Raw genomic sequence first — 12,506 nt, forward strand, 5'->3', positions numbered from 1 at the left:
GGGCACGTTTTTGAACTGACTGGTCAGTGCAAAAACTAGCCCGAACCTTCGATCGAAGCAAAAGCCCAGGTCAGAACGGATTGTCAGTGCCATACCTCACGATGGGCACATACGGCATACGTGCCGTCAACCAGACGACAGGAGGTTCGTCATGGCCAACTCGTCCGCAGCCGCCGCCCGCCGGCGCCGCGCCTCCGGCCCTGCCCCCTCACTGACCGGCCCGGCCGACGACGTGCACCCCGTGCTCCGCCGGGCCACGGCCCCGCCCGCCGCCCTCGACCTGCTCGCCCAGGCCCACGCCGGACTGGACGAGGCCGCCGGGCTGGAGACGCCGAACGAGCGCTATGCCACGGCCCACCTCGCCGCCCTGCGCACCGCCGCCGCCGTGCTCGCCGCGCGGGGGCGCCCGGAGTCCACACCCCGGGCCCGGGCCCGCATCAGGAGCGCCTGGGACGTGCTCCCCGAGATCGCGCCCGAGCTCGCCGAGTGGAGCGCGCTGTTCGCCTCGGGCGCCGCCCGCCGCGCCCGGGCCGAGGCGGGCATCCGGGACGCGGCCAGCAGCCGGGACGCCGACGATCTGGTACGGGACGTGTCGATGTTCCTGCGCATCGTGGAGCGGATGCTGGTTCTCCAGCCGGTCCTCCCGCAGCCACACCCCGGCGCGGACCGGCCGGCGGGCGGCGACAGGGGGCGTGACATGCCGGACGCGGGCTGACCGCTGCGGCGCGGCAGCCGCGGGCCGCATCCCTCGGGGCCCGCCCGGCGGAGCCGTCCGCCGGGATCCGGCCGCGTGGAGCCGAGGCAGGCACGCGGCCTCCGCGCTGCCCGGCGCGCACACGCCCGCGGGGCGACGGCACGCACGGCGCGCGGTGGCCGCAACACGCACGGCGCGCGGTGGCCGCGGACGGCGGACCCGCCAGGTCCGCCCCCCCGCGCGGGCCCTGCTGGATTCGTCCCGCCGGGGCGGCCGGCCCCCGACGGCCCGGCTGCCCGCGGCGGCCGGCCCGCGCGGTACCGGAGTGACCAGGCCCGGCGCCGGAGGCAATAGGGTGGAGGGCGCCTGAAGCCTTCCCCTTTCCGCACCCCGGGCCGGGGAGGCAGCCCGTTCGCTCCGCCGTGCAACAGGCGGTGCCGCGCCGAGGAGTCAACTGCCGTGTCGGACCCGATGCGCCCGCCCGTCTCCCCCCACCCCTCCCCGACGACGTCGCCGCGCTCCGACCCCTTCCGCCCCCGCGCCTCCCTCCGCACCGCCGTGGTCTGGGAGGTCCTCCAGGACGCCCTGGACCACCGGGTCAAGGCCTCGGGACGCCGGACGCTGGACGTCCTCGACACCGGGGGCGGCAGCGGCAAGTTCGCGGTGCCCGTCGCCCGCCTCGGCCACCGCGTCACCGTCGTCGACCCCAGCCCCAACGCGCTGTTCGCCCTGGAGCGCCGCGCCGCCGAGGCCGGCGTCGCCGACCGCGTGCGGGGCGTCCAGGGGGACGCCCACGGCCTCTTCGACGTGGCCGAGCGCGGCGGCTACGACGCCGTGCTGTGCCACGGCGTCCTGGAGTACGTGGACGACCCGGCCGAAGGCCTCCGCAACGCGGTGGCGGCCCTGCGCCCCGAGGGGGTCCTGAGCCTGCTCGCCGCCGGCCTCGGCGGCGCCGTGCTCGCACGGGCCCTCGCCGGCCACTTCACGGAGGCGAGGCAGGCGCTCGGCGACCCGGACGGCCGCTGGGGCGCGGGTGACCCCGTGCCGCGCCGCTTCACCGCCGAGCAGCTCACGGAACTGGTCGAGGGCGCGGGCCTCAGGGTCGCCGCCGTGCACGGGGTGCGGGTCTTCGCCGACCTCGTCCCCGGTGTGCTCGTGGACACCGAGCCCGGAGCGCTGGAGGCCCTGCTGAAGCTGGAGGAGGCCGCGGCCGAGCTTCCCGCCTTCCATTCCGTGGCCACACAGCTTCATGTGCTCGGTGAGACGCAGGAGACCACCGGGACCTGAGCCGCCTGGTGGGACGCGCCGTTGATCAGCGTCTCGGCGGCGGATGGTGTACGCCACAGGCCCCCCGAACGGAGGCTTGTCGCCGTATGATCGAGGGAGACCGCTCGGCATGACGGGTCGGCCGCTGGGGAATGGAAATGTCAGCGAGCCGGAGCGTCCATGACGGATTCCGGTTGGCCAATTGGCGCAGAGGGGCGGGTTTCACGGGGGCGATTCCCTGCCTATCCTGAAGAGACCCCCCGGGTCGCCCCGGCGACTGCACGATGAGGAGGACTCCGTGCCGCTCTCGGAGCACGAGCAGCGCATGCTCGAGCAGATGGAGCGAGCGCTGTACGCCGAAGATCCCAAGTTCGCGTCGGCGCTTGAGGGAAGCGGGCTGCGTACGTACACCCGGCGGCGGGTCTACCAGGCGGTCGCGGGCTTCCTCGTGGGTATCGCGCTTCTCATGGCAGGTATGGTCGCCAAGCAGGTGTGGCTCAGCGTGGTGGGCTTCCTCGTCATGCTCGGCTGCGCGGTTCTCGCCGTGACGGGCTGGCGCAAGGCGCCCAAGCCGGGCGAGCAGCCCGCCGGCGCCCCGCACGCCCGCCGTCAGGGCCGGCAGCGACGCTCCATGATGGACCGCATCGAGGAGCGCTGGCAGCGGCGCCGTGACGAGCAGGGCCATTAGCCCGTCGAGCCGCAGCTCACCGGGACACAGCTGAAGACATGCGCGAGGGGGTGACCACCGGCCCGGTGGTCACCCCCTCGCGCATGCCCGGCAGCGCCCCGATCCGGCGGCACGCACGAAGGAGCCCCGGGCCGTCGGACGGCCCGGGGCTCCGGCACGGATCAGCACCCGGCACGCGCCGGCGGGCTCGGCGCACCGCCGGCGGCGGCCTCACCCCCGCTGCCCCGACGGCCTGCGCAGCGCCGGCCGGGCCGCCAGGGCGCGCTCCCGGAGCCGGGACCACCAGGCCGACACCGCCCACACCACCCGCACGGTCGAACGCGGGGCGAACTGCGCACGCAGCCGCGTCGGACGGGCGGCCGCCGACCGCAGTCCGGCGGTCGCCCGGCGGACCTCCTCCGCGAGTCCCGGCGCCGGCCGCGGGCGCGGCGCGTAGAGGACCTGCTCCACGGCGTCCGCCACCCGGTGCACCGCCGCCGCGGCCGCCGGATCCAGACGCCCGAGCCGGACGATCCGCGCCGCCGCCCCGCGCGGGGTCTGCGACTCGTCCGGTGCGATCCCGAAGTCCCACGCCGTGTCGGTCAGCTCCTGCCAGACCGCCAGGGTGCGCAGCGCCGCGTCCGCCGCCGACCGGCCGGACGACCCCAGCCGTGCCGCCCGGGTCCGCAGCCGCCACAGCATCGGCGCCAGCGGAAGCGCCACCAGGGCGAGCCCGCCGAGGATCCACGCCAGGGCCACGTACCACTTCGGGCCGTCGCCGCCGGCGGCCGGGGCGGCCTGCGGGGACTCGCTCGCGCACCCCTGGAGTCTCTTCTGCTCCGCCGTGCAGCTCTCGTCCGCCGAAGGGGCGGCGGAGGGCGCCGTCGACGCCGACTGCGACGGGCGGGCCGGGTCCGGGACCGCGCTGCCGGGCGTGTCCGCCAGCGTGTACGACGGCATCGAGCCGCGGTTCGGGGTGGGCTCGAAGCGGGTCCAGCCCACGCCCTCGAAGTACAGCTCCGGCCAGGCGTGCGCGTCCCGCAGCCCCACCGACACCGAGCCGTCCGCCTGCGGGGAACCGGGCGCGAAGCCGACCGCGACCCGAGCCGGTATGCCCAGCGAGCGGGCCATCGCCGCCATGGCGAAGGAGAAGTGGACGCAGAAGCCCTGCTTGTCCCTGAGGAACCGGGCTATCGCCTGTGAGCCGCTGCCGACCCGCACCTGCGTGTCGTACTCGAAACCGCCGGTCACGGCGAAGTAGTCCTGGAGCTTGACCGCCTGGTCGTAGGGATCGGCCGCGCCGTCGGTGATCTCGCGGGCGGTGCGGGCCACCACCGCCGGCAGCGAGTCCGGCAGCTCGGTGAACTCGCGCTTCAGGGCCGTCGGCGGCTGCGGCGCCGAGGCCAGCTGGTCCGCCGTCGGCTGCACGTCCAGGCTCTTCACGTCGTACGTCACGCCGCGCGTGTTCTGGCCGTGGTCGCCGACCAGGGTCATGCCCACGGGTTCGTAGCGCCAGCTGCCCCGGATGTCCACGTCGCTCGGCGGGTACGGCATCGGCAGCCAGCTCTGGGCGTACCAGTCCGCGGCCGAGATCGTGGTCTGGATCTCCGCGCGCCGCACGTCCGGACCGAGGCCGACCGGCGTGGGGAACCGGTCGTCCGGCACCGCCGTGATGCTGCGCTTGGACGGCTTCCAGGTGGTGCCGTCGAAGTCGTCCAGGGAGACGATCCGCAGGTACAGGTCCGAGATGTCGTTGGTGTTGGTCTGCAGGGACAGGACCTGGCGGTCCTCGTCGACGTTCAGGCTGTCGCGCAGCGACACCAGCGGGTTGACCGCGGAGATCGTGCCGCCGCTTCCGCTGCCGGAGCCGACCCCCGCGCCGGTGCCGTCCAGCAGGCCGCCGTCCAGCGCGGGCAGGGCGAGCGGCACCAGCAGGGCGATGCCCAGCGTGACCACGCCGATGCGCCGCCCGGTCCGGACCGGGCCCAGCGCGCCGCCCGGGGCGCGCGGTGTCCCGCCGAAGACCCGGCCCCACTGCGAGAGCCGCTCCCGCCCCTCGGCCAGCAGCAGCATCAGGTAGCCGGCCCCCGCGATCAGGAACCACAGCCAGTCCGTGTCGCCGCCGGACAGCCCCGCGGCCACCGAGTACAGCGCGAGCAGCGGCAGCCCCGCCGGGGCCGCGCTGCGGAAGGTCACCGCGAGGACGTCCACCAGCAGCCCGATCACCAGGACGCCGCCGACCAGCATCAGCCGGATGCCCTCGGACGCCAGCGGCGCCGGGATCGCGTACCGCGCGATGTCGTCCGCGCCCTGCCGCAGCAGGTCGGCGACGTGCAGCAGGGCGTCCGGCCCGGGTATCAGCCAGGCGAAGGCATGCTCACGGGCGAAGACCAGCGTCAGCAGCACCAGCGTGACCAGCAGCTGCGCCAGCACGGTGAGCGACCGGGCCAGCGGCACCCGCCGGGCCGCCATGCCCACGCCCGTCTGCACCCCCAGCAGGAGGGCGGCCTGCAGGATCCAGGTGTCCGGGTCGACCAGCGGCAGCAGCGCGCACGCCGCCATCAGCGTGGCCGCCCACGCGCACAGCGCCAGCCGTATCCGCCCGCTCATGACGCGCCCTCCCCACCGCTCGCCGCGGCGACGCCCGTACGCTCCCGGTCCGCCTGGCGCCACAGTTCGTCCAGCGAGGCGCCCCGCGGCACGCTCAGGGCCGTCCAGCCCGCCTCGCGCAGCATCCGCAGCCGCTCCCCGCTCCCGCCCGGCGGGCCGGACACGTCGCCCGGCCCCCGCCCCCAGCCGTCGCCGTCCAGCAGGAAGGCGACCGCGGCCCCGCTGCGCTGCCGCATCCTCGCCGCCACCGCGGCCTGCTCCTCGTCGAGGTCGCCGAGGAAGGCCACCAGCAGCCCCTCGGCGCCGCCGCGCAGCGCGTCGTAGGCCCGGGACAGGCCCGCGCCGTCGGAGTGGTCGATCACCGAGAGGGTGTCCATCATCAGCCCGGCCGCGTCCGCCGTCTCCTGGCTCGCGCCCGCGAACCCGTCGGCGCCCTCGCCGGGCACCGAACTGCCGGTGTCGGTGAGCAGCCGTACGGAGAAACCCCTCTCCAGCATGTGCACCAGCACGGAGGCCGCGCCCGACACCGCCCACTCGAAGGCCGAGTCGGGGCCCGCGCCCTCGAAGGCGATGCCCCGGGTGTCGAGCAGCACCGTGCAGCGGGCGCGCTGCGGCTGCTCCTCGCGGCGCACCATCAGCTCGCCGTGGCGCGCGGTGGAACGCCAGTGGACCCGGCGCAGGTCGTCGCCGTAGCGGTAGCCGCGCGGGATCACGTCGTCCTCGCCGGCCAGCGCCGGCGAGCGCTGCCGCCCGTCGCCGTACCCCATCGCCTCGCCGCTCAGCCGCACCGGCGGCAGCGGCTCCACGCGCGGGATCACGGTCAGGGTGTCGTACGAGGAGAAGGACCGGGTCAGCTCGCACATCCCGAACGGATCGGTCAGGCGCAGCTGGAGCGGCCCCAGCGGATAGCGGCCGCGCAGGTCCGAGCGCACCCGGTAGGACACCTCGCGGCGGCCGCCCGCCTCGACCCGGTCGAGCACGAAGCGGGGGCGCGGACCGAGCACGTACGGCACCCGGTCCTGGAGCATCAGCAGGCCCGTGGGCAGCCGCGAGACGTTGTCCATCCGCAGCTGCACCCGGGCCTCGGCGCCGACCGGCACGCGCGCGGGGGACAGCCGGCGGCTGCCCGCGACCCGGTAGCGCGTGCGGTACAGCACGAGCGCGCACACCAGCGGCAGCACCGCCAGCAGCAGGCCGACCCGGAGCAGGTCGCTCTGCCCGAGCACGTAGGCGCAGACCGCGGCCGCGACGCCGGCGGCGAGGAAGGAGCGTCCGCGGGTGGTCAGGCCGGCCAGGACGGTGCGCAGGCCGCTCCGGTCGCCCTCGGCCGGACCGGTCCCCGCCGGGGTCATCACAGCCTCCGCGGCGGCTGCTGGCCGTAGGCCGGCGCGCCGGGCCCCAGCCCGAGGCCGGTCTGCCGCCCGGGCGCCGCGGGCACCGGGGTGTGCTGCAGGATCTCCTGGACGACCTGCTCGGAGGTACGGCGGTTCAGCTGGGCCTGGGCGGTGGGCAGCAGGCGGTGGGCCAGCACGGCCGCGGCGAGGGCCTGGACGTCGTCCGGCAGGACGTACTCCCGGCCGCTGAGGGCGGCGGACGCCTTCGCCGCGCGCAGCAGGTGCAGCGTGGCGCGCGGCGAGGCGCCCAGTCTCAGGTCGGGGTGGGTGCGCGTGGCGGCGACCAGGTCCACGGCGTAGCGCCGCACCGGTTCGGCGACGTGGACGCCGCGGACGGTCTCGATCAGTTTCACGATCTCGTGCGCGTGCGCCACCGGCTGCAGGTCCTCCAGCGGGGAGACCCCGCCGTGCACGTCCAGCATGCGCAGCTCGGCCTCGGGGCTGGGGTAGCCGACCGAGACCCGGGCCATGAAGCGGTCGCGCTGGGCCTCCGGCAGCGGATAGGTGCCCTCCATCTCGACCGGGTTCTGCGTCGCCACCACCAGGAAGGGGCTGGGCAGCTCGTAGGTCTTGCCGTCGATGGTGACCTGGCGCTCCTCCATCGACTCCAGCAGCGCGGACTGGGTCTTCGGCGAGGCGCGGTTGATCTCGTCGCCGATCACCACCTGCGCGAAGACGGCGCCCGGCTTGAACTCGAAGTCCCGGCGCTGCTGGTCCCAGATGGACACGCCGGTGATGTCCGACGGCAGCAGGTCCGGCGTGAACTGGATGCGCCGCACCGAACAGTCGATGGACCGCGCCAGCGCCTTGGCGAGCATGGTCTTGCCGACTCCGGGGACGTCCTCGATCAGCAGGTGTCCCTCGGCGAGCAGCACGGTCAGCGAGAGCCGTACGACCTCGGGCTTGCCCTCGATCACGCCTTCCACCGAACCGCGCACCCGCTCGACCACCGCGGTCAGATCAGTGAGGCTCGCTCGATCGTCATAGGTCGTCACCCGGCCCTCCTCGGCCCTTTCCCACGCTCTCCGAAGAGCAGGGGTTACCCCGACTGTCCGGGCCGATGCTTCCGCGCTGCGGACCGGCCCGCCCGAAACACGGACACCACGCGTGAAGAGTCCCGCGTGACGCCACACACCGCATTCTTGCTGCCGTTACCGATTCGTGTCACTCGCCTGTGGACAACTGGCCGCGACATGTCGGGTCTTGCGGTGTTTCGCCCGCCTGGGCGGCGGGCGAGTTCCGGGGCGGGCGGCCAGGTCAGGCGGGGTCGACCTCCCGCAGCAGGCCCGTCTTCACGTCGAAGACGAATCCTCGCACGTCGTCGGTGTGCAGCAGGAACGGCGAGGTGCGCACCCGCCGCATCGACTGCCGTACGTCCTGGTCGACGTCCCGGAAGGCCTCCACTGCCCACGCCGGGCGCTGGCCGACCTCCATCTCCAGCTCGGAGCGGAAGTCCTCGGTGAGGGACTCCAGGCCGCAGCCGGTGTGGTGGATCAGGACGACGCTGCGCGTGCCCAGCTTGCGCTGGCTGATGGTGAGCGAGCGGATCACGTCGTCGGTGACGACGCCGCCGGCGTTGCGGATGGTGTGACAGTCACCGAGCTGCAGGCCGAGCGCGGCGTGCAGGTCCAGGCGGGCGTCCATGCAGGCCACGACGGCGACCTGGAGGACGGGACGGGCGTCCATCCCGGGATCGGTGAACGAGGCGGCATACCGGGCGTTGGCCTCGACGAGACGGTCGGTGACGGTGCCGTGGGGCGCCTCGGGGCCTGCGGGAACGGATGCAGAAGTCGACATATTCATGACGGTACTGGTCACCCCCGGCTCCGGCCCGCTGTGGAAGGGGACAAAGAACATCATCGAGTCTTGTTGTGAGGCATCCCACAGGGGCCGGGCGTCCGCCCGCGAGCGCGGCTCCCCGCACCGGGCCGCCTCCCGCGCGCGGGGCGCCGCGACGCGCAGGCCGGTTGATTGACCGCGAGACACCGTGGACTAAAGTGACGCGAAGCGGGAGGCGTGGACCTCCCTGCTGGACTGCATTTCCCCGGAGACCTGGGCGATGTCCCGGAGATCTCCCCACGTGCGCGGCGCGTACGTACGGCTCGGCCTCCTCCCGCTCCCGGTCGGCTGACGCTTCCGGCGCCGGCGGGCCTCCCCTTCGCCGGGGCGTCCGTCGGCGTCGGCCGGGGAGGGCGGGGAACCGGCGGTGCGTGCGCCGGCGCCGGACCTGAGAGGGCCCCTTGAGCCAGAGTCGACACGTCCCGGTGATGCTCCAGCGGTGCCTGGACCTGCTGGCGCCCGCCCTGGAGGGGCCGGACGCCGTGGTCGTCGACTGCACGCTCGGCCTCGGCGGGCACAGCGAGGCGCTGCTCGGCCGGTTCCCCGGGGTGCGCCTGATCGGCCTCGACCGCGACAAGGAGGCCCTGCGCCTGTCCGGCGAGCGCCTCGCCCCGTACGGGGAACGCGCCACCCTGGTGCACGCCGTGTACGACGAGCTGCCCGAGGTGCTGGAGAGGCTCGGCGTCGCGCGCGTGCAGGGCGTCCTGTTCGACCTCGGCGTCTCCTCCATGCAGCTCGACGAGGCCGGCCGCGGCTTCGCCTACGCCCAGGACGCCCCGCTGGACATGCGCATGGACCAGACGACCGGCGTCAGCGCCGCCGAGGTCCTCAACACCTACCCGCCGGGCGAGCTGGTGCGGATCCTGCGGGCGTACGGCGAGGAGAAGCAGGCCAAGCGGATCGTCGCGGCGATCGTGCGCGAGCGGCAGAAGGAGCCGTTCACCACCAGCGCGCGGCTGGTGGAGCTGATCCGCGACGCGCTGCCGCAGGCCGCCAAGCGCACCGGCGGCAACCCGGCCAAGCGCACCTTCCAGGCCCTGCGCATCGAGGTCAACGGCGAGCTCGCCGTCCTGGAGCGGGCCGTCCCGGCCGCCGTCAAGGCGCTCGCCGTGGGCGGGCGGATCGTCGTGCTGTCGTACCACTCCCTGGAGGACCGGCTGGTCAAGCAGGTCCTCGCGGCCGGCGCCACCAGCACCGCGCCCCCCGGGCTGCCGGTCGTGCCCGAGCGCTACGAGCCCCGGCTCAAGCTGCTCACCCGCGGTGCCGAACTTCCCACCGAGGAGGAGATCGCCGAGAACCGGCGGGCGGCACCGGCACGGCTGCGCGCGGCCCAGCGCATCAGGGAGGACGCGGAGTGAGCCCCTCGGGGGTCCGGTACAGGCAGGACGTCGGGTGACGTCCCCAGAGGTCTCGTCCAGGGGAGGGTGAGTGAGCAGGAGACCCGAACTGAAGGGGAGGGCGGCGCGGCTCGCCCGGCTCTTCCCCGCGGGCCGGAGCCAGGCCGCCCGCACGCCCTTCGTCCTCCTCGTCGTCGTCCTCCTCGGCGGCGGCCTCATCGGACTGCTGATGCTGAACTCCGCCCTGAGCGAGGGCTCGTTCAGACTCGACGACCTGGAACGGGAGACGAAGAGCCTCACCGACGAGGAACAGGCCCTCCAGCGGGACATCGACGCCTACTCCGCACCCGAGGCCCTCCAGCGCCGCGCCCGCGAGCTCGGCATGGTGCCGGGCGGGAATCCCGTGTTCCTGAGCCCCGACGGCACCGTCAGGGGCGAGCCCGGTCCCGCCCCCGCCGCGTTCACCCCCCTCGTCCTCGCCCCCGAGGCGCTCACCGCGACGGATGCGCGCGGCACCACCGCCTCCACCCCCCGGCCCGCCCCGACCCCGACCCACGGCAGGTGACGGAAGTGTCCGACAGGGAACCGCCGCGCCGCCGCGTGCCCGGCCCCGCACGGCCCGCCCCCGGCAGCCGTCGGCCGGGCCCCGGCGCCCGCCCGGCCCGCCGCCCGGGCCGGCCCCGTGCGACGGCCGCGCCGCGCACCATCCGGCTGGGCAGCCCCCGCCCCCGCCTGCGCATGATCAGTCTCGCGCTGACCCTGGTGCTGACCGCCTTCGTCGTGCGCCTGTTCCAGGTGCAGGCCGTCGACGCGAGCACGTACGCGGCCAAGGCGGAGAAGAACCGGTACGTCGTCCACACCCTGGCCGCCGAGCGCGGCCGGATCACCGACCGCACCGGCGTGGCCCTCGCCACCAGCGTGGACGCCTACGACATCACGGCCGACCCCACGATGTTCACCCGCGAGCTGCTGAAGGCCGACGACGGGCCCGAGCAGGCCGCGGCGCTCCTCGCGCCGATCCTCGGCGAGGACCAGGACGACCTCGCCGAGAAGCTGCGCACGCCGGACACGCAGTACGTCCTGCTGTCCCGCCGCCAGACCCCGCAGGTCTGGAACCAGATCAAGGACCTGAAGACGGCGCTGGCCAAGAAGGCGGAGGAGGACCCGTCCACGGCCAACGTCCTCGCGGGCGTCTTCGCCGATCCCAGCAGCAAGCGCGTGTACCCCAACGGCGACCTCGCCGCCGGGATACTGGGCTGGGTCAACGCCGAGGGCAAGGGCGGCGGAGGCGTCGAGCAGCAGCTGGACAAGGTGCTGTCCGGCAAGGACGGCGAGATCCGCTACGCCCAGTCCGGCGGCCGCCAGGTGCCCACGGCCGGCTCCAACGAGACGCCCGCCGTGCCCGGCAGCGACGTCGAGCTGACCATCGACCGGGACATCCAGTGGGCCGCGCAGGACGCGATCACCGAGCAGGTCGAGAAGTCGAAGGCGGACCGCGGCTACGTGATCGTGCAGGACACCCGGACCGGCCAGATCCTCGCCATGGCCAACGCGCCCGGCTTCGACCCGGGCGACCTCTCCGACGCGGACCCGGAGGCGCTCGGCAACGCGGCCCTCCAGGACGCCTACGAGCCCGGCTCCACCGCCAAGGTGCTGTCGATGGCCGCCGTGCTGGAGGAGAACGCCGCCACGCCGACGACGCACGTCGTCGTGCCCAACCGGCTGCACCGCGGCGACCGGCTCTTCAAGGACGACGTCGACCACCCGACCTGGTACCTCACGCTCAACGGCGTGCTCGCCAAGTCCAGCAACATCGGCACCATCCTGGCCACCGGCCAGCTCGGCAGGACGCAGGCCGAGGCCAACCGGGTCCTCTACGACTACCTGCGCAGGTTCGGCCTCGGCAGCTACACCGGCCTCGGCTTCCCCGGCGAGACCAAGGGCATCCTCGCCCCGCCCGACCAGTGGTCCACCTCGCAGCAGTACACGATTCCTTTCGGCCAGGGCGTGTCCATCAACGCGATGCAGGCGGCGTCCGTCTACTCGACCATCGCCAACGGCGGCGTCCGCGTCGAACCCACGCTCGTACGCGGCACGAAGGGACCCGACGGGCGCTTCACACCCGCCCCCGAGCCCGAGCGGACGCGGGTCGTCAGCGAGAAGACGGCGAAGACCCTCGCCCGGATGCTGGAGTCCGTCGTGGACGACGAGGAGGGCACCGGCACCAGGGCGCGCATCCCCGGCTACCGTGTGGCGGGCAAGACGGGCACGGCCAACCGCGTGGATCCGGCCACCGGCAAGTACAAGGGCTACACCTCGTCGTTCGCCGGGTTCGCGCCCGCCGACAAGCCCCGCGTCACGGTCTACTGCGCCATCCAGAACGCCACCGAGGGCAGCTACTTCGGCGGCCAGATCTGCGGACCCGTCTACAAGCAGGTGATGGAGTTCGCCCTGAAGACCCTCCAGGTCCCGCCGACCGGCGCCAAGCCCGCGAACCTGCCCGTCACCTTCAAGCCCTGACCGGCACCGAGCACCATCGAGCAACCAGGACCACTTCCGTGACGACGATCACCCCCGACCCCGGGAACCAGAACGCCCCCGGCCCCTCGGCCGCCCGTCTCCCCCCGTCCCCCGCGCCGGTCCACGCTGCGCGCGGGCCCCTTTTTAGCTCCCAGGCGGGTGCGCCCGGTACGCTCACC

The 12,506-nt window shown here is 74.3% G+C and carries 10 protein-coding genes; 6 read left to right on the forward strand and 4 right to left on the reverse strand.

The features are described 5' to 3' along the window. Window positions 1-151 precede the first annotated feature (151 nt). From ACIBAI_RS09180 to ACIBAI_RS09190, 3 genes are all read left to right on the forward strand, one after another. Window positions 152-715 (forward strand): SAV_6107 family HEPN domain-containing protein, encoded by a 564-nt coding sequence (locus tag ACIBAI_RS09180; RefSeq protein ID WP_399032395.1) that lies wholly within the window; start codon window positions 152-154, stop codon window positions 713-715. A 438-nt stretch (window positions 716-1,153) separates the two neighbouring features. After that, window positions 1,154-1,981 carry a methyltransferase gene (locus tag ACIBAI_RS09185; protein ID WP_399032397.1) on the forward strand — a complete coding sequence of 276 codons (828 nt, stop codon included), beginning with the start codon at window positions 1,154-1,156 and terminating at the stop codon, window positions 1,979-1,981. Window positions 1,982-2,258: 277 nt separating this feature from the next. Further along, entirely contained in the window at window positions 2,259-2,648 is a 390-nt protein-coding gene (locus tag ACIBAI_RS09190; RefSeq protein ID WP_399032398.1) for a DUF3040 domain-containing protein, read from the forward strand. A 210-nt stretch (window positions 2,649-2,858) separates the two neighbouring features. On the opposite strand, the gene ACIBAI_RS09195 is transcribed toward ACIBAI_RS09190, so the two are convergent. The 4 genes from ACIBAI_RS09195 to ACIBAI_RS09210 all read right to left on the reverse strand — a co-directional run bounded on the left by ACIBAI_RS09195 (window position 2,859) and on the right by ACIBAI_RS09210 (window position 8,491). Further along, complete coding sequence (locus tag ACIBAI_RS09195) at window positions 2,859-5,237, reverse strand: transglutaminaseTgpA domain-containing protein (protein WP_399032399.1); 2,379 nt, start codon at window positions 5,235-5,237, stop codon at window positions 2,859-2,861. Further along, window positions 5,234-6,589, reverse strand: a complete 1,356-nt coding sequence (locus tag ACIBAI_RS09200) for a DUF58 domain-containing protein (RefSeq protein WP_399032401.1) — start codon at window positions 6,587-6,589, stop codon at window positions 5,234-5,236. The genes ACIBAI_RS09195 and ACIBAI_RS09200 overlap by 4 nt, the downstream gene beginning before the upstream one ends. Further along, window positions 6,589-7,626 carry an AAA family ATPase gene (locus tag ACIBAI_RS09205; RefSeq protein ID WP_399032403.1) on the reverse strand — a complete coding sequence of 346 codons (1,038 nt, stop codon included), beginning with the start codon at window positions 7,624-7,626 and terminating at the stop codon, window positions 6,589-6,591. The genes ACIBAI_RS09200 and ACIBAI_RS09205 overlap by 1 nt, the downstream gene beginning before the upstream one ends. 262 nt (window positions 7,627-7,888) lie before the next feature. After that, entirely contained in the window at window positions 7,889-8,491 is a 603-nt protein-coding gene (locus tag ACIBAI_RS09210; protein ID WP_399032405.1) for a beta-class carbonic anhydrase, read from the reverse strand. Between the two features lie 380 nt (window positions 8,492-8,871). On the opposite strand from ACIBAI_RS09210, the gene rsmH reads away from it, so the two are divergent. The 3 genes from rsmH (at window position 8,872) to ACIBAI_RS09225 (ending at window position 12,327) form a co-directional block, all read left to right on the forward strand. Then, a complete protein-coding gene (gene rsmH, locus ACIBAI_RS09215; protein WP_399032407.1) occupies window positions 8,872-9,828 on the forward strand; it encodes a 16S rRNA (cytosine(1402)-N(4))-methyltransferase RsmH in 957 nt (318 codons plus the stop codon). Between the two features lie 70 nt (window positions 9,829-9,898). Then, on the forward strand, window positions 9,899-10,372 hold the full coding sequence (locus ACIBAI_RS09220) for a hypothetical protein (RefSeq protein WP_399032409.1): 474 nt from the start codon (window positions 9,899-9,901) through the stop codon (window positions 10,370-10,372). Then, window positions 10,369-12,327, forward strand: a complete 1,959-nt coding sequence (locus tag ACIBAI_RS09225; RefSeq protein WP_399032411.1) for a peptidoglycan D,D-transpeptidase FtsI family protein — start codon at window positions 10,369-10,371, stop codon at window positions 12,325-12,327. The genes ACIBAI_RS09220 and ACIBAI_RS09225 overlap by 4 nt, the downstream gene beginning before the upstream one ends. The last annotated feature ends 179 nt before the right edge of the window (window positions 12,328-12,506 follow it).

It is taken from the genome of Streptomyces sp. NPDC051041 (assembly GCF_044456065.1).
Taxonomy (GTDB): domain Bacteria; phylum Actinomycetota; class Actinomycetes; order Streptomycetales; family Streptomycetaceae; genus Streptomyces; species Streptomyces glaucus.

Bases quoted from the DNA above. Each gene is read 5' to 3' on its own strand.
- ACIBAI_RS09195 (WP_399032399.1), bottom strand. From the start codon at position 5,237: ATGAGCGGGCGGATACGGCTGGCGCTGTGCGCGTGGGCGGCCACGCTG.
- ACIBAI_RS09200 (WP_399032401.1), bottom strand. From the start codon at position 6,589: ATGACCCCGGCGGGGACCGGTCCGGCCGAGGGCGACCGGAGCGGCCTG.
- ACIBAI_RS09180 (WP_399032395.1), top strand. From the start codon at position 152: ATGGCCAACTCGTCCGCAGCCGCCGCCCGCCGGCGCCGCGCCTCCGGC.
- ACIBAI_RS09210 (WP_399032405.1), bottom strand. From the start codon at position 8,491: ATGATGTTCTTTGTCCCCTTCCACAGCGGGCCGGAGCCGGGGGTGACC.